At 64.2% G+C, this 17002-nt stretch carries 15 protein-coding genes and 5 tRNA genes; 10 read left to right on the top strand and 10 right to left on the bottom strand.

Going from position 1 to position 17002, the window contains the following annotated elements; translation table 11 throughout:
* The first annotated feature begins 126 nt into the window (after positions 1-126).
* Together G7007_RS14110 and G7007_RS14105 are read left to right on the top strand one after the other, a co-directional pair.
* A complete protein-coding gene (locus G7007_RS14110; protein ID WP_181102613.1) occupies positions 127-2649 on the top strand; it encodes a fimbria/pilus outer membrane usher protein in 2523 nt (840 codons plus the stop codon).
* A 2-nt stretch (positions 2650-2651) separates the two neighbouring features.
* Entirely contained in the window at positions 2652-3737 is a 1086-nt protein-coding gene (locus tag G7007_RS14105) for a fimbrial protein (protein WP_181102611.1), read from the top strand.
* Between the two features lie 97 nt (positions 3738-3834).
* Here G7007_RS14105 and G7007_RS14100 read toward each other — a convergent pair.
* The 5 genes from G7007_RS14100 to G7007_RS14080 form a co-directional block, all read right to left on the bottom strand.
* Positions 3835-3910 (bottom strand) — tRNA-Gly (locus G7007_RS14100).
* A gap of 54 nt (positions 3911-3964) precedes the next feature.
* Positions 3965-4040, bottom strand: a tRNA-Gly gene (locus G7007_RS14095).
* Between the two features lie 3 nt (positions 4041-4043).
* Positions 4044-4119, bottom strand: a tRNA-Glu gene (locus G7007_RS14090).
* Between the two features lie 92 nt (positions 4120-4211).
* Positions 4212-4287, bottom strand: a tRNA-Gly gene (locus G7007_RS14085).
* A 2-nt stretch (positions 4288-4289) separates the two neighbouring features.
* A tRNA-Glu gene (locus G7007_RS14080) sits at positions 4290-4365 on the bottom strand.
* 277 nt (positions 4366-4642) lie between these two features.
* Here G7007_RS14080 and G7007_RS14075 point away from each other — a divergent pair.
* Positions 4643-5410 carry a hypothetical protein gene (locus G7007_RS14075; protein ID WP_181102609.1) on the top strand — a complete coding sequence of 256 codons (768 nt, stop codon included), beginning with the start codon at positions 4643-4645 and terminating at the stop codon, positions 5408-5410.
* An 11-nt stretch (positions 5411-5421) separates the two neighbouring features.
* On the opposite strand, the gene G7007_RS14070 is transcribed toward G7007_RS14075, so the two are convergent.
* From G7007_RS14070 to recQ, 3 genes are all read right to left on the bottom strand, one after another.
* Positions 5422-5703, bottom strand: a complete 282-nt coding sequence (locus tag G7007_RS14070; RefSeq protein WP_181102608.1) for a SelT/SelW/SelH family protein — start codon at positions 5701-5703, stop codon at positions 5422-5424.
* Positions 5704-5747: 44 nt separating this feature from the next.
* Positions 5748-6185 (bottom strand): transcriptional regulator SlyA, encoded by a 438-nt coding sequence (gene slyA / locus G7007_RS14065; RefSeq protein ID WP_181102607.1) that lies wholly within the window; start codon positions 6183-6185, stop codon positions 5748-5750.
* Positions 6186-6512: 327 nt separating this feature from the next.
* Complete coding sequence (gene recQ / locus G7007_RS14060) at positions 6513-8651, bottom strand: DNA helicase RecQ (RefSeq protein ID WP_181102606.1); 2139 nt, start codon at positions 8649-8651, stop codon at positions 6513-6515.
* A gap of 242 nt (positions 8652-8893) precedes the next feature.
* Between recQ and G7007_RS14055 the strand changes: the two genes are divergently transcribed.
* The 6 genes from G7007_RS14055 (at position 8894) to G7007_RS14030 (ending at position 15067) form a co-directional block, all read left to right on the top strand.
* Positions 8894-9481, top strand: a complete 588-nt coding sequence (locus tag G7007_RS14055) for a UPF0149 family protein (RefSeq protein ID WP_060393017.1) — start codon at positions 8894-8896, stop codon at positions 9479-9481.
* A gap of 3 nt (positions 9482-9484) precedes the next feature.
* On the top strand, positions 9485-9844 hold the full coding sequence (locus G7007_RS14050; RefSeq protein WP_181102605.1) for a YbaN family protein: 360 nt from the start codon (positions 9485-9487) through the stop codon (positions 9842-9844).
* A gap of 163 nt (positions 9845-10007) precedes the next feature.
* Complete coding sequence (locus G7007_RS14045) at positions 10008-11795, top strand: N-acetylglutaminylglutamine amidotransferase (protein WP_181102604.1); 1788 nt, start codon at positions 10008-10010, stop codon at positions 11793-11795.
* Between the two features lie 3 nt (positions 11796-11798).
* Complete coding sequence (gene ngg, locus G7007_RS14040; RefSeq protein WP_181102603.1) at positions 11799-13544, top strand: N-acetylglutaminylglutamine synthetase; 1746 nt, start codon at positions 11799-11801, stop codon at positions 13542-13544.
* 15 nt (positions 13545-13559) lie between these two features.
* Positions 13560-14753 (top strand): osmoprotectant NAGGN system M42 family peptidase, encoded by a 1194-nt coding sequence (locus tag G7007_RS14035; protein WP_181102601.1) that lies wholly within the window; start codon positions 13560-13562, stop codon positions 14751-14753.
* Between the two features lie 86 nt (positions 14754-14839).
* Positions 14840-15067, top strand: a complete 228-nt coding sequence (locus G7007_RS14030; RefSeq protein ID WP_181102599.1) for a YheU family protein — start codon at positions 14840-14842, stop codon at positions 15065-15067.
* 3 nt (positions 15068-15070) lie between these two features.
* Here G7007_RS14030 and G7007_RS14025 read toward each other — a convergent pair whose 3' ends face one another.
* Positions 15071-15403, bottom strand: coding sequence for a YnfA family protein (locus tag G7007_RS14025; RefSeq protein ID WP_181102598.1), 333 nt, complete (start codon positions 15401-15403; stop codon positions 15071-15073).
* 214 nt (positions 15404-15617) lie between these two features.
* Between G7007_RS14025 and G7007_RS14020 the strand changes: the two genes are divergently transcribed.
* Positions 15618-15770 carry a DUF3309 family protein gene (locus G7007_RS14020; RefSeq protein ID WP_085987307.1) on the top strand — a complete coding sequence of 51 codons (153 nt, stop codon included), beginning with the start codon at positions 15618-15620 and terminating at the stop codon, positions 15768-15770.
* 20 nt (positions 15771-15790) lie between these two features.
* On the opposite strand, the gene G7007_RS14015 is transcribed toward G7007_RS14020, so the two are convergent.
* Positions 15791-17002 (bottom strand): EAL domain-containing response regulator, encoded by a 1212-nt coding sequence (locus tag G7007_RS14015; RefSeq protein WP_181102596.1) that lies wholly within the window; start codon positions 17000-17002, stop codon positions 15791-15793.

The raw sequence follows: 17002 nt of genomic DNA, 5'->3' as shown, positions 1-17002 counted from the left end.
CTCCCACCCTTAAACCCTATCGTCCGAGCCCTGCGTTCGCTATCGCTTCAGCCGTCAGCCGCGCCTTCCATGCCCCGACCCGCCGCCTCATGACCAGGCGGGCCATCGTCGACAGGATACTCCGCAATGCTCCACCCCTTTCGATGCACGCGCACCCTTTCGCGCAGCCGCCTTGCACCGTTGCTGGCGCTGGGTGGCACCAGCCTATTGCTTTGCGCCTACCGACCGGCACTGGCTACCCCGACACCGGAGTTCAACGCCGCGTTCCTGCGCCAGACTCCCGGTGAAACGACCGATGCCGGGCAACGTGCCCTGCAAGCCCTGGTCAGCCAAGCCCCGTTGATGCCTGGGCGCTACCGAGTCCAGGTCACTGTCAACCTTTCCCGCCTGGGCGAGCGTGAGATCGAGGTACTGCCTGGTCCGGGCGGGCAAGGCCTGCAAGCCTGTCTGACGGCCAGCCTGCTGCGCGAACTGGGATTGCGCGAACAGGCCCTGGATCGCCCCCTGGACGATACCCTGCCCTGCCAGGACCTGGCCGAGTATCTGCCTGATGCCAGCGCCGAGTTCGACCCTGGCAAGTTGCAACTCGCCCTGTCGGTGCCGCAGTTTGCCCTGCGCCGTGACGTGCAGGGAAGTGTGCCACCAGAACAATGGGATGCCGGTATCGATGCGGCCTTCGTCAACTATCAGGTTGCCACGCAGATCCTCGACCATCAGGGCAGCAGCCAGTCCAGCCACGACTTGCTGCTCAACAGTGGCGTCAACCTCGGTGCCTGGCGCCTGCGCAGCAATCAGGCCCTGCGTGAGGACGGCCAAGGCAAGCGCAGTTGGACCCGCAGCAATACCTACCTGCAGCGTGACCTGCCCGACAACCGCGGCAACTTCACCCTCGGCGAAACCTTCAGTCATGGCGAGGTCTTTCGCAGCCTGCCTTTCAAAGGCCTGCAGATCGCCTCCGACATGGGCATGCTGCCCGATGTGATGCAACACTACGCACCGGTGATTCGCGGTGTGGCGCAGACTCGGGCCAAGCTGGAAGTGCTGCTCAACGGTTATCCTGTCTACACCACGTTCGTCGCGCCAGGCCCCTATGTCATCGATGACCTGGGCGTGGGCGGCGGTAGTGGTGAGCTGGAGGTGGTGTTGACCGAGGCCGATGGCCAAGTGCGACGTTTTTTGCAGCCCTACTCCAGCCTGGCCAACCTGTTGCGCGAAGGGGTATGGCGCTACAGCGCCACGCTGGGCCGCTACAACGGTGTAGAGCACCTGGACACACCATTGCTGTGGCAGGCGAGCCTGGCCCGCGGCAACAGTTGGGGCACCGTCTACGGGGGCATTCAGGGTGGCGACTACTACCGCGCCGGGTTGATCGGCCTTGCCCGTGACCTCGGGCAGTTGGGCGCGGTGTCGCTGGATGTGACCCAGGCGGGCGCCGATCTGGGCCAACGCCTGGGCCAGGTGCAGGGCCAGAGCTACTCGGCACGCTATGGCAAGACGTTCGATACCGGCACCAACTTGCGCTTCGCCGGCTACCGCTACTCCAGCGAAGGCTATCGCGACTATGACGAAGCCGTGCGTGAGCGCAACGCCTACTCGGACTACCTGGGCAACCGGCGCAGCCGCTTGGAAGCTTCGCTCTACCAGCGTCTGGGCAGCCGCAGTTCGTTGAGCTTCACCCTGTCCCAGGACGACTACTGGCGCACGAATCTGCAACGGCGACAGTACCAGTTGCAACTCAACACTCAGTACCGTGATGTCAGTCTGAATCTGTTCGCCTCGCAATCACTGGCCACTGGCAACCGTCAGGATCGACTGTTCGGCCTGAGCATGACCCTGCCACTGGACTGGTTCAGCGGCTCCAGTCTCACCGTTGGGGCCCAGAGCAGCAACGGACGTCAGAGTCAACGGGCCAGCCTCAGTGGTGGCGCACTGGACCACCGCTTGCGTTATTCAGTATCGGCCAACCGCGATGCCCGACAGCAGGCCTCAGGTGCGCTATCGCTTGGCTATCAAGGGGCTCGCGCCAATATCGGTGTCGGCTACACCCAGGGCAGCAACTACCGCTCATTGTCGGCCAACGCCAGTGGCAGCCTGCTGCTGCATGAAGCAGGCCTGACCTTTGCCAGCCAGCTGGGTGAGACCAATGCCCTGATCGAAGTGCCTGGCATACCCGGGGTGGGCGTGCAGAACGCACCAGGCGGCACCACCGACAGCAGTGGCTTCATGACCGCGCCGCACTTGCAACCTTATCGCAACAATTCCCTGCAGCTACAGACCACCAACCTCGACCCACAGATACAGATCGACAATGGCAGCGCTCAGGTAGTCCCCCGCCGTGGCGCGATCGTCAAGGTGCGCTTCGACGCGCGCAAGGTCGCCCGTTTGATCCTCACATTGCAGCAGGACGAGGACAGGCCATGGCCGTTCGGCGCTCAGGTTACTGATTCGAACGGTCAGACCGTAGCGGTGGTCGGTCAGGCAGGCCAGGCACTGGTGGCCATTGACGAGAAGGCTCAGTGGCTGCACCTGCGCTGGGGCCAACAGACCTGCCAGGTGTACATCGACCCTGCCGGTATGCGCTTCGAGCAGGGTTATCGCCTGCAGACGCTGCAATGCCCACTTCCGTCTCAAGACAACCTCCGGACCTGAACATGAAGCGATTAGCCTGTACCACAATGATCCCGGCAGCCCTTGCCTTATTCAACAGTGGTGAAGCGATGGCCATTTGCGAATGGATGCATGGCACACCTGGCGAGCTGGTGCACAACCTGCGCCTGAATCCTGTGTGGGTGCCGCGCGACGCACCGGTCGGTAGTGTGATCGGACAGGCCAATGTGCGTTACAACATACCAAACGAGGCAGGACTGATATTGGTATGCAATAACGTTCAAGGCACCGAATACCTCACCGCGCAGGTACTCAATACACAACCGATCGTCACCCGCCCGCTCCCTCCTGTGGCCGGTGAAGACCTGACCGGCCGCATCCTGGAAACCGGTGTGGCGGGTGTGGGGATTCACGTGCGCCTGGACTGGCCCTACACGGGCGCAGGCGGTACCCCACAGAACTACTGGAACGCCAGCACTTGGCACTCGGTGCCCTGGCAGGGGTACTCCAACCATCGCACCGGGCCGACAGGCATCCAAATGAGCAACCTGCGTGCCTTCATCACGCTGATCAAGACCGGGCCGATCGCACCTGGACCGCATGCGTTCAACGGCGTGCAATTGTTCAGTGGAAGCTATGACACGATCGGTTCGGTGATGCGCTATCACCTCCACGGCACGGTAACCGCCGCGCAGTGTTCGCTCAAGGCCGATGCCGTCAATCCAGATCCAGTGGCACTGGGTAGCCATGACGTGAAGGATTTCAGCGGCCCTGGTCACACCACGGCTCCGGTCATGTTCGAAATCCGCCTGAACGACTGCGACGACGATCCATCAGGCAGCAGCGCCAGGGCCCATGTCTACATGCAGGGCGCACAAGGCTCTACTACCCTCGATCCGGATCTAGGCTTGTTAAGCCTGTCCAGTGGTTCCGGGGCGAGCGGTCTGGGCATACAGGTCCTGCACGAAGACGGCATTACACCGGTGCGGCTCGATGAAGAGGTACCGGTGACGCCATTGGTACCAGGCGAGACGTACTTGAAGTTCCAGGCACGCTATTATCAGACGGCTTCGTCAGTCACACCGGGTCAGGCAAATGGCGCATTGAATTTCACCATAACTTACAAATAAAGCAACCCGGCCTGGCATCTCGTTGCCAGGCCGGGAACTGTTTTTCAGACAGGCGAAAACGAAGAAAGAGACCTTCGTCTCTTCCTTCGTTTCTGATTGGAGCGGGAAACGAGACTCGAACTCGCGACCCCGACCTTGGCAAGGTCGTGCTCTACCAACTGAGCTATTCCCGCATGTAAAAACTGTACAACCGACTACACCGTCTTGAACGCCATAGTTGTAAAAACTGGAGCGGGAAACGAGACTCGAACTCGCGACCCCGACCTTGGCAAGGTCGTGCTCTACCAACTGAGCTATTCCCGCAAATGGCGTCCCCTAGGGGACTCGAACCCCTGTTACCGCCGTGAAAGGGCGGTGTCCTAGGCCACTAGACGAAGGGGACACACGACACTTTTCAGTGCACCAGAGCATGAACCTCACGATTCAGTCTGGATTTACTTTTCCTGCCTCGCCGCGAGGCGCTGCCGGAGAAACTGGAGCGGGAAACGAGACTCGAACTCGCGACCCCGACCTTGGCAAGGTCGTGCTCTACCAACTGAGCTATTCCCGCAATGGCGTCCCCTAGGGGACTCGAACCCCTGTTACCGCCGTGAAAGGGCGGTGTCCTAGGCCACTAGACGAAGGGGACACGCTACAACATTCACTGCCTGCATCGCGTGGCGTTTAGCTTTGCGCTGCAAGTGGCGCGCATTCTATGGAGGCCGTGGAGAGGCGTCAAGCCCTTTGTATAAATTTATTCAAATCAATCACTTCGCACCCGATGTTCGATCTGGGGTCGTACGCCCAAAGGCCTGAAAACGGTAACCCAGGTCGTGAAGACGCCCTTCTCTTTCACAGGGACGCTATTCGCTGCGGCGCGAACTCACTACACTCCAAGCAGGCAAAATCTGACAGAGGCGTTACCGGTGACACCATTTCTGATCACCCTGCTGGTCGTGGCAGGCATCGCCCTGCTCATCGTCATCGGCTATCTCAACAACCTGGTGGAAAACACCCGGCTCGACCGCGCACGCCTGAAGATCGACCTCAATGAACGCCAGCGTCGTTGTGGCGATATCAGCGAGACGTTCCCCGGTCAGTTCATGAGCCCTGCGCTGAAGCTGCTGCTGGCCCGTATCGAGCTCGACCTGGACCAGCGCCTGCTCGCCCTGGACAAACGCGATGTCCGGCTCAAGACGCGCATCGCCGAACTCGAGCAACTCGTCGCGCTCGGCGAGAAGATTCCGGTGAACAATCCGCCGAGCCCGATCGCCACCGAAGCCAAGGCCAAGGACATCCGGGTACTGCTCGAGGTGCTGCACCACCACGTGGTGCGCGCTACCCACGAGAACGTGCTCACGCGCGAGGAAGGCAAGTACTGGGTCAAGCAGATCCAGCACGTGCTGGTGCTGCTGCACATCGAGTTCTTCAACAACCTGGGCCAGCAATGCCTGGTCAAGGGTGAACCCGGCCAGGCGCGCCTGGCGTTCGAGCGTGGCGTGCAGTACCTGCGCAAGCAGCCCGATCCGGCGGCGTACAAGGAGCAGCTGACCTACCTCGAAAAACTGTTGGCACGCGCCGATGCGCAGGCGCTGGACCAGTTGGAGCCGACCGAAGACGAGGACAATCAGCTGACCCAGGGACTCAAGACCGACGAGGACGAGAACTGGAAGAAAAAAGCCCTGTACGACTGAAACCAAGCGGCTTAGCGGTCGTTGTGACCCAGGTCGCGCGCGGGATCGATCTGGTCGCGGACGCGCTGCTTGAGCACCTTGGCCTCAGGAAAACCACCGTCAGCCTTGCGCTCCCAGACCTGTACCCCATTGCAGGTGATGCGAAAGGTACCGCCACTGGCCGGCTCCAAGGTCACGCGGCCGAGTTCGTCGGCGAACGTCGACAGCAGTTCCTGGGCCAGCCAGGCGGCACGTAGCAGCCACTGGCATTGGGTGCAGTAGGTTATGACGACTTCGGATTTGCGCAGGTCCATGGTGATAGATTCTCGTGTCGGCCGGTGAAGACGCCCTCAAGGCGTCAGGAGCGCTCCAGATTGTCGAGGATCTTGGCGTGCACGCGCATGCACACCTCCAGGTCCACCTCGCTGACGCCCTCGAACAGCTCCGCGCGCAGAGCATTGGCAATGGTTTCGATCTGCTCGATCAACGGTTTGGCAGGTGCGCACAACTGGATCTTCTTGGCCCGGCGATCTTCGGCGACCGCTTGCCGCTGCACCAGACCCTGAGCCTCCAGGCTGTCCAGCAGCCGGGCCAGGGTCGGCCCTTCCACCCCCACGCTTTGCGCCAACGCACGCTGGGTCGGCGCTTGCTCGAAACGGGCCAGGTGCAACAACACCAGCCAACGGGCCTGGGACAGGTTGAGCCCGGCCAACCGACGGTCCAGCTCGGCACGCCAGCCACGTGACATCTGAGCCAGTTGCATACCAAAGCGGTGTTGGTTGTTGGTCAGCGGCATAGGGTTACTCGGTCATCGAAACTAATTATTAGGCAGCTAACCATGGCCTTGGGCGGTGTGCAAGGCTTTCGATGTAGGCAACGTCCTGCTGTTTCGTGGCTTGGCACGCTGGCGGGGGTGGATCATTTCGACAACTAGCGATACCGAGGGTGACTGCACCGCCGCCATCGCGGGCAAGCCCACACACAGGGGGGTGCGATACCTTGTGCATTGGTGCGGCAGTCTAGATCTTTGTGCCCTGCCCTGCCTGGCTTGGCTCGCCCCCTGTGGGAGCCGGCTTGCCGGCGATGGCGCTGGCCGAGACACCGCTCTTGTGAAGGTGATCGACTACAGCTCAAACTCAGCCGCCAGTGCCGCCCGCACACAATGCAGCACGCCATCCGGTACGCGCCCGACAAACTGCACGGCGATGCTCGACACGGGCGGCAGCTCGCCTTCACCGTCGAGAAACGCATCCTGCATTTCGCTGAGCAGAGCCTCCGGCACATCCAACGCCTGCTCCAGGCTTAGCTCCTGGCGTCCCAGCGATTCGGCCAGCAGGCTGTAGACGTTCTTCTCGCTGCAGTTCAGCTGGCCGGCGATCTGCAACGGCGTCATGCCGGCGCGGGCCAGGCTGACCAGCTCATGGCGCAGGTCGAGGACCACCTTGGGCGCATCGTCGCGGCCGCCCGCACCGTTGAGCACCTCGAGAAACGCCTGGCCATAGCGCTCCAGCTTGCGCGCTCCGACCCCACTGACCCGGCCCATCTCGGCCAGGCTGGTGGGCTGGCTGCGCAGCATCTCCAGCAAGGTCGAGTCCGGGAAGATGACGTACGGCGGCACGCTGTGCTCCTCGGCCAGCTTGCGCCGCAGGCTGCGTAGCGCCTCCCACTGTTCGCGCTCCTCGCCCCGCACCAGTTGGCTGGCCGGGCTGCCGCCGCCGCTCTTGGGCACGGTCTGCGGCTTGAGGTCGCGACGCAGCTGGAGCGCCACCTCGCCGCGCAGCAAGGGCCGGCAGCTGTCCGACAGGCGCAGACCGCCGTAGCCCTCGATGTCGATGTCCACCAGGCCACGCGCGACCAATTGGCGAAACAGCGAACGCCACTCGTGCTCGCTGGTGCCCTTGCCCACCCCGAACACGGCCAGCTTCTCATGGCCGAAGTTGCGTACCTTCTCGGTGCTCTTGCCCAGCAACACGTCGATCAGATGCCCGACCCCATAGCGCTGCCCGGTGCGGTAGATCGCCGACAGCGCCTGACGCGCCGGCTCGGTGGCATCCCAGGTCTGCACCGGATCGACACAGTTGTCGCAATGCCCGCACGGCTGCTCGAGCCGCTCGTCGAAGTAGGCCAAGAGCGCCTGACGCCGACAGCCGCTCTCTTCGCACAGGGCGAGCATGGCGTCGAGCTTGTGCTGCTCGATGCGCTTGTGGCGTTCGTCGCCTTCGGAGTTCTGCAGCATCTGCTTGAGCATGACCATGTCTTGCAGGCCGTAGGCCATCCAGGCATCTGCAGGCAGGCCGTCACGCCCGGCACGCCCGGTCTCCTGATAGTAGGCTTCCAGGGACTTGGGCAGGTCCAGGTGGGCGACGAAGCGCACGTTGGGCTTGTCGATACCCATGCCGAAGGCGATGGTGGCGACCATGATCAGACCTTCCTCGTTGAGGAAGCGGTGCTGGTTGGCCGATCGCGTCTCGGCGGCGAGCCCGGCGTGGTACGGCAGCGCCGGGAACCCCTGGTCGCAGAGGAACGCTGCCGTTTCGTCGACCTTCTTGCGCGACAGGCAATAGACGATGCCCGCGTTGCCACGGCGCTCGCCGAGGAACGCCAGCAGCTGCTTGCGGGGCTGCTCCTTGGGCACGATGCGGTAGAAGATGTTCGGCCGGTCGAAGCTCGACAGGAACCGCTCGGCGCCTTGCAGGTGCAGGCGCTGGACGATCTCTTCGCGGGTACGCATGTCGGCGGTCGCGGTCAGGGCGATGCGCGGCACGTTCGGGAACAGCTCGGCCAGTTGCCCGAGCTGGAGGTATTCGGGACGGAAATCGTGGCCCCACTGCGACACGCAGTGCGCTTCGTCGATGGCGAACAGCGAAATGTGCAGGGAATTCAGGAAGTCCAGCATGCGCGGCTGCACCAGACGCTCCGGCGCCAGGTACAGCATCTTGATTTCCCCGCGACGCAGGCGTGCGGCCAGTTCACGCTGCTGGTCGGTGCTCAGGGTAGAGTTGAGCGCGGCCGCAGCGACGCCCAATTCATTCAGGGTGGCGACCTGATCGTCCATCAAGGCGATCAAAGGCGAGACCACCACCGTCAGCCCCGGTCGCAGCAGGCCAGGCACCTGGAAGCACAGGGACTTGCCGCCCCCGGTGGGCATCAGCACCAGGGCGTCGCCGCCATTGGCCACGCATTCGATGATCGCGGCCTGCCGACCGCGGAAACTGTCGTAGCCGAAGACGTCCTTGAGGACGCGCTGAGCCTGTTCGAGCATTGGAAACTCCACGAATCGCCTGATCCTGCGGGGCACAGGCTGACGGAAAAACCGGCCTGGCACACCCACGAATGCGTAAGCGGCTTTTGCCGCGCGGGCAAGACGCCCACGTCGGTGGAAAACCGCCGAGTATACCCCAGCGCAGCTTCCGACAGGCGTTTCGCTGACAGGCGTTCCCTTTGCCCCGCAGCGACTGCAAGGTGCTAGAATTCGGTATCGTTTATTCCCAAGGTAGCCCTGTAATGTCCTTCGCCGAGCAACTGACCCGCCTGCAAGCCTTCCTCGACGCCGACGAGCTGCACGAAGAAGCGCTGGACTACGTCGCCGCCCACGGCTACCTGACCGCGCTGTCGATCTGTGCCGAAGACGTGCCGGAACGTGAATGGATCGATGCGCTGTTCGCCGAACAGCCGCGCTACACCAGCGAAGCGCAGCGCACCGAGATCGAAACCACCCTGGCGTCGCTCAAGGGCCACATCGCGCGCCAGCTGGCCAGCGACGAGGAATTCGAGTTGCCGTGCGACCTGGACCTGGGCGACGAGCCGGACGATTCCGACCTGCGCGGCTGGTGCATCGGCTTCATGGAAGGCGTGTTCCTGCGCGAGGAAGCCTGGTTCGAGAACGCCGAGGAAGAAGTCAGCGAGATGCTGCTGCCGATCATGGTCGGCTCGGGCCTGTTCGACGAGCAGCCGGAGTTCGAGGACATCGCCCGCACGCCGAGCCTGCAGGACGACATGATCGTGCAGATCCCTGAAGCGCTGACCGCGCTGTTCCTGCTGCTGCAAGCGCCGGACGAGAAGCCTGCGCTGCTCAAGCCCCGCCACCACTGATCCGTGACGCGCTACCTGCTGCTGGCCCTGGGCTGGCTCAGCGTCGCGCTGGGGGTGATCGGCATCTTCCTGCCGCTGCTGCCGACCACCCCGTTCCTGCTTCTGGCTGCTGCCTGCTTTGTCCGCAGCTCGCCGCGCTTTCACGCCTGGCTGATCGAACATCCCCGCCTGGGGCCCTGGATTCGCGGCTACCTGGACGGTGAGGGCATTCCACTCAAGGGCAAGGCTTGGGCCATCGGCGTGATGTGGGCAAGCATCGGCCTGTCCTGTTACCTGGTACCCGTGCCATGGGCGCGGGTATTCCTGTTGGCCAGTGCGATCGGTGTCACACTCTATATCCTTCGCCAGAAAACCCGTCGCTGACCTCTGCTGTGCGGCGCTTTTGCAGCGCATCGACACGCACCTGCAAGCGGTCTTCTAGCCCTATATAACCAAAAGCTCTAAAACTCTTGACGTCCGCATCGGGTCACTACCTGAGTGCTCCATGTTGGAGCACCTTCCCCAACGGAAAAACCGGTAAGGACTTATGTGCGGATTAGCTGGCGAGTTGCGCTTCACCCCTTTCAATCAAGCCCCACGTCCGGCGGACCTCGCCGCCGTGGAGCGGATCACCCATCACCTGGCGCCACGCGGGCCGGATGCCTGGGGGTTCCATAGCCAAGGGCCGGTCGCGCTCGGCCATCGACGCCTGAAGATCATGGACCTGTCCGACGGGTCGGCGCAGCCGATGACCGACGGCAACCTGGGTCTGGCACTGGCGTTCAATGGCGCCATCTACAACTTCCCCGAACTGCGCGAAGAGCTGCAGGCCCTGGGCTACGCCTTCCACTCCGATGGCGACACCGAAGTCCTGCTCAAGGGCTATCATGCCTGGGGCGAGGCGCTGCTGCCCAAGCTCAATGGCATGTTCGCCTTCGCCGTCTGGGAGCGCGATACCCAGCGCCTGTTCCTGGCCCGCGACCGCCTGGGCGTCAAGCCGCTGTACCTGTCGCGCAACGGCGAGCGCCTGCGCTTCGCCTCCAGCCTGCCGGCGCTGCTCAAGGGCGGCGACATCGACCCGATGCTCGACCCGGTGGCACTGAACCACTACCTGAACTTCCATGCCGTGGTACCGGCACCGCGCACGCTGCTGGCCAACGTGCAGAAGCTTGAGCCGGCCACCTGGATGCGCATCGACGCCCATGGCCAAGTCGAGCAGAAGACCTGGTGGTCGCTGCAGTACGGCCCCAACGCCGATGAACAGCACCTGACCCTGAACGACTGGACCGACCGCGTGCTCGACGCGACCCGCGACGCCGTGGCCATCCGCCAACGCGCAGCGATCGACGTCGGCGTGCTGCTGTCCGGCGGCGTCGACTCCAGCCTGCTGGTCGGCCTGCTGCGCGAGGTCGGCGTGGACGACCTGTCGACCTTCTCCATCGGCTTCGAAGATGCGGGTGGCGAGCGTGGCGACGAGTTCCAGTACTCGGACCTGATCGCCCGTCATTACGGTACGCGGCATCACCAATTGCGCATCGCCGAGCACGAGATCATCGACCAGTTGCCCGCTGCCTTCCGCGCCATGAGCGAACCGATGGTCAGCCATGACTGCATCGCCTTCTACCTGCTCTCGCGCGAAGTGGCCAAGCACTGCAAGGGCGTGCAGAGCGGCCAAGGCGCCGACGAACTGTTCGCCGGCTACCACTGGTACCCACAGGTGGACGGTGCCGCCGATCCGTATGCGGCCTACCGTGCGGCGTTCTTCGACCGCAGCTATGACGAGTACCGGCAGACGGTCAAGGCGCCCTGGGCACTCGACTACGACGCCGCGGGCGAGTTCGTCCGCGAGCACTTTGCCAAGCCCGGGGCCGAGGCCGCCGTGGACAAGGCCCTGCGCCTGGACAGCACGGTGATGCTGGTGGACGACCCGGTCAAGCGGGTGGACAACATGACCATGGCCTGGGGCCTGGAAGCGCGTACGCCGTTCCTCGACTACCGCCTGGCCGAACTGTCGGCACGGATTCCAGCACGCTTCAAACTGCCCGATGGCGGCAAACAGGTGCTCAAGGAAGCCGCGCGCCGCGTGATCCCCCACGAGGTCATCGACCGCAAGAAAGGCTACTTCCCGGTCCCCGGCCTCAAGCACCTCGAAGGTGCCACGCTGGGCTGGGTCCGCGACCTGCTGACCGACCCGAGCCAAGACCGTGGCCTGTTCGATCCGGCCATGCTCGATACCTTGTTGAGCAACCCCCACGGTCAATTGACCCCATTGCGCGGCTCCAAGCTCTGGCAACTGGCGGCGCTGAACCTGTGGCTCAGCGAGCAAGGACTCTGACCGATGAAACCCCATGAAACGTCCTACGGCCAGCGGTTGCTTCGCGGCCAGACCCCGTCCTACGAGCGCCTGCAGGCGCGTCTGGCCGAGGATGGCAGCGAGCCGCACCATCATCCGCGCGCCGTGCACTGTGGCTGGGGACGGCTGCTCATCGGCCATACTTACCCGGACCCGGCCAACCTGGCCAAGGCGCTGCTCGACGAGCAGCCTGGCGAGCGCGACATTGCGCTGTACGTCGCCGCGCCCCAGCAGGTGTTGGCCTATTCACCCCAGCAACTGTTCCTCGATCCTTCCGACACCCTGCGCTTGTGGTTCACCGACTACCGACCGGCCCAGCGCGTGTTTCGCGGCTTCCGTATCCGCCGTGCCCAGGCCGACAGCGACTGGCAGGCGATCAATACCCTGTACCAGGCCCGCGGCATGCTGCCGATCGACCCCGAGCGCCTGACGCCTCGTCACCAGGGCGGTCCGGTGTACTGGCTGGCCGAGGACGAAGACACCCAGGCGATCATCGGCAGCGTCATGGGCCTGAACCACAGCAAGGCCTTCGACGACCCCGAGCATGGGTGCAGCCTCTGGTGCCTGGCGGTGGACCCCCACTGCACGCGGCCCGGCGTGGGCGAAGTGCTGGTGCGCCACCTGATCGAGCACTTCATGAGCCGTGGCCTGGCCTACCTGGACCTGTCGGTGCTGCACGACAACCGTCAGGCCAAGCGCCTGTACACCAAGCTGGGCTTTCGCAACCTGCCGACCTTCGCGGTCAAGCGCAAGAACGGCATCAACCAGACGCTGTTCCTCGGCCCCGGCCCGGAGGCCAAGCTCAACCCTTACGCCCGCATCATCGTCGACGAGGCCTTCCGCCGCGGCATCGAGGTGCAGGTGGACGATGCGGCGGCAGGCCTGTTCACCCTGAGCCTGGGCGGGCGCCGGGTGCGCTGCCGCGAGTCGTTGAGCGACCTGACCAGCGCGGTGAGCATGACCCTGTGCCAGGACAAGCGACTGACTCGCCAGGCCCTGCACGGGGTCGGCCTGCAGGTCCCCGCACAGCAGCTGGCGGGCGATCCCGAGGAAGACCTGGCGTTCCTGGAGACCCATGGCGCAATCGTGGTCAAGCCGGTCGATGGCGAGCAGGGCCAAGGCGTGGCCGTGAACATCACCCGCGTGGACGAACTGACCCAGGCCATCGAACAGGCCCGGCGCTTCGACAGCCGTGTGCTGCTGGAAAGCTATCACCCCGGCCTGGACCTGCGCATCGTGGTCATCGGTCACGAGGTCGTGGCCGCCGCCGTGCGGCACCCGGCCCAGGTGATCGGCGACGGCACCCACACCATCAAGGCCCTGATCGAGGCGCAGAGCCGACGTCGCCAGGCAGCCACCGGGGGTGAAAGCCGCATCCCGATGGACGAGGAAACCGAGCGCACCCTGCGTGACGCTGGTCTGGACTATGACCACATCCTGGCCAACGGCCAGCGCCTGAACGTGCGTCGCACCGCCAACCTGCACACAGGCGGCACTCTGGAGGATGTCACCGAGCGGCTGCATCCGGTACTGGCCGAAGCGGCCATCCGCGCCGCGCGCGCCCTGGACATTCCGGTGGTCGGCCTGGACCTGATGGTAGGCGCCGCCGACCAGCCCGAGTACGTGTTCATCGAGGCCAACGAACGCGCGGGCCTGGCCAACCATGAGCCGCAGCCCACGGCCGAACGTTTCATTGACCTGCTGTTCCCGCACAGCCGTTCGATCACCTGACCCGAAGGAGCGTGCATGCCTGAAGCCACCCCGGAACCCGACCTGGACTACCTGCGCAAGGTGCTGTTGGAAATGCTCGCCATTCCCAGCCCGACCGGCTTCACCGACACCATCGTGCGCTATGTCGCCGAGCGCCTGGAAGAACTGGGCATCCCCTACGAGCTGACCCGGCGCGGCACCATCCGCGCCACCCTCAAGGGTCGGCAAAGCTCACCGGACCGCGCCGTCTCGGCGCACCTGGACACCATCGGCGCCAGCGTGCGTCAACTGATGGACAATGGCCGTCTGGCCCTGGCCCCCGTCGGCTGCTGGTCGAGCCGCTTCGCCGAGGGCAGCCGGGTCAGCGTGTTCACCGACGCGGGCGTGTTCCGCGGCAGCGTGTTGCCGTTGATGGCCAGCGGTCATGCGTTCAACACCGCCATCGACCAGATGCCGATCAGCTGGGACCACGTGGAAGTGCGCCTGGACGCTTACTGCGCCACCCGCGCCGACTGCGAATCGCTGGGCGTGGGCGTCGGTGACTTCGTGGCCTTCGATCCGCTGCCCGAGTTCACCGAAAGCGGACACATCAGCGCCCGTCACCTGGACGACAAGGCCGGGGTCGCAGCGCTGCTGGCCGCGCTCAAGGCGGTGGTGGAAAGCGGCCAGCAGCCACTGATCGATTGCCACCCGCTGTTCACCATCACCGAAGAAACCGGCTCCGGCGCGGCAGGTGCCCTGCCCTGGGACGTCAGCGAGTTCGTCGGCATCGACATCGCGCCCGTGGCGCCCGGTCAAGCCTCCAGCGAACATGCCGTCAGCGTGGCCATGCAGGATTCCTCGGGGCCCTATGACTATCACCTGTCCCGCCACCTGCTGAAGCTGGCAGGCGAGCACGAGGTGCCGGTGCGCCGTGACCTGTTCCGCTATTACTACAGTGATGCGCACTCGGCCGTGACGGCCGGCCATGACATTCGCACGGCCCTGGTGGCGTTCGGTTGCGACGCCACCCACGGCTACGAGCGTACGCACATCGACAGCCTGGCGGCCCTGAGCCGTTTGCTCGGGGCTTACCTGATGAGCCCGCCGGTGTTCGCCAGCGACTCGCACCCGTCCACCGCTTCCCTGGAGCAGTTCAGTCACCAGTTGGAGCATGACACGCAGATGGAAAGCGAGACACGGGTGCCTGCCGTGGACAGCCTGCTCGGCCACAAGGCCGATCCGCACTGACGGCAGCCAGGGGGGGCTGAGCACCGGCCCCCTCCTCTTCCTACATTTGACGTACTATCGTCTGACCTGAACCGGACGACTTTCCCATGCTCATTCCTTACGACCAGCTCGAAGCCGAGACCCTGACCCGCCTGATCGAAGATTTCGTCACCCGCGACGGCACCGACAATGGCGACGACACACCGCTGCAGACCCGTGTGCTGCGCGTGCGCCATGCCTTGGCCAAGGGCCAGGCGTTCATCCTGTTCGATCCCGAGAGCCAGCAGTGCCAGCTTCTGGCCCGTCACGACGTGCCCAAGGAACTGTTGGAATAAGGCTCAGGACGTCTGCATACGCGGACCGAGCACGATCAGGCTGGCGCCGAGCACGCACAGCAAGGCGCCAAGCCAGTCACTGCCCAAGGGCCGCGCACGCTCGATCAGCGCCAGCCAGCACAGCGAGCTGACGATGTAGATCCCCCCATAGGCCGCGTAGGCCCGCCCTGCGTAGGCGGCTTCGACGCGGGTCAGCACCAGGGCGAAACAGGTCAGGCTGAGCAACGCTGGCACTACCCACCAGGCGCTCTTGCCCAGACGTAGCCACAGGTAGAACGCATAGCAGCCGGCGATTTCGAAGACCGCCGCCAGCACGAACCAGCAATAGTTGACCATGAGGGCCTCTCGTCCTGAAAAGAGCTGGGCAGCATACCTGAATCCGCACCCACGGCTCAGGCAGCGCTGCGGTCAGGTGGCGTAGAGCCACCACCGCGGTCTTTGGTGCGCCGGTTTCTCACACGCATCTCGATGGAATCTTCCCTTCGTCAGGGCAGTCGGAAGAATAGGCGGTCACCTTACCGCTCCCCCTGGACCTCACAAGGACTTCGACATGACCACGATCCTCATCATCATCCTGATTCTGCTGTTGGTGGGCGGTTTACCGGTATTCCCGCATTCGCGCAGCTGGGGCTATGGCCCGTCCGGCATCATTGGCGTGATCCTGGTCGTGCTGCTGGTGTTGTTGCTGCTCGGACGCATATGACCCAGGCCTGAGCCGCCTGCTCAATCGCGATCCGGCCCAGGGCGCTGATCACAGCGTACGCGCCTGAGCAATTCTTCCCGATCGAGCGGCGGTGCCAGGTAGCGACCTTGGGCGCTCTGGCACCCCAGCGTCAGTAGCGCCACGTGCTGCTCGGCAGTCGTGACGTCCACGGCCGTCAACCGCTGATGCAGCTCATCGGCCAGTCGCAGGCAATGGTGAACCACCGCGCGGCAACGCGCCTCGTGGGGCAAGCCCTCGATGAACTGCCCATCCAATCGAATCCGTGTGAAAGGCAACTGGCAGAGCAATTGGCTGCTGCCCTTGTCGCTACCGAATCCCGCCAACCCCAGCTCGCACCCCAGCAGACGCAAACGCAACAGGTTCTCCTGCTCGATCACCGTCAACCGGTAGAGCCCCTGGTCGGCCAGGTCGAGGCACAGGTGGCCCTGGCGGCATTCATAGCGACGGATCAGGGCACGTACCTGCAGGCAGAACTGACGGTCGCTCAGTTGCGCCGTGTGCACACGCATCGACAGTGGCAGCGTACAGCCTTCGGCGCTGAGCGTCTGGTAGAGCGCCAGGCCTTGTTCGAGCATGGCCATCCAGACGTCGTCGAACAACCCACAACGCTCCACCACCGGCAGGAACAGATCGGGCGCCAGGATGCCGAGCAACGGGTGATGCCACTGCGTCACCAGTTCGACCGCCTCGATCCGCCCAGTGGCCAGCTCGAAGACCGGAAAGAAGCAGGCGACGAACTGGTGCTCGCGCAAGGCCTGACGCACCTGGTCCTCGTCGGGCCAGAGGCGCTCGGGCAGTGGCGGCGCGGGCGCCGGGAGCACGGGCACGTTCAGCCATTGACGCAAGGGGTCCAGGGGCAACGGCGGCTCGACATCGCCGAAAAAACGCATCCCCAGTTGCTCGACCAGGCCTTGCAGGCCACGCCGCAGGCTCGGCCCCAGGCAGCCGCTGACCAGTACACCCTTGGCCAGGCGCTCGCGCCCGATCCAGTGGATGAATTCCAGGCCATCCATGTCACCGTCACCGTCGTCTCGCAAGCCACACGCCACCAGGTCCACACCGTCCAGGCAACGCAGCAGCGTCAGTGCTTCGTTGGCCTGGGTCGCCTGCAGGACTTCGGCGCACCCCAGGCGCTCGAAGGTCCGTACGGCAATGGCGCGCTGGAAGCCATGGGCCTCGAGCACCAGGACGCGCCAACCCTCAGTCATCAT

It is taken from the genome of Pseudomonas entomophila, from assembly GCF_013523125.1.
Classification (GTDB): domain Bacteria; phylum Pseudomonadota; class Gammaproteobacteria; order Pseudomonadales; family Pseudomonadaceae; genus Aquipseudomonas; species Aquipseudomonas entomophila_B.
The sequence above is the reverse complement of the archived record's forward strand: the minus strand, read 5'-3'. Positions and strand labels throughout refer to the sequence as shown.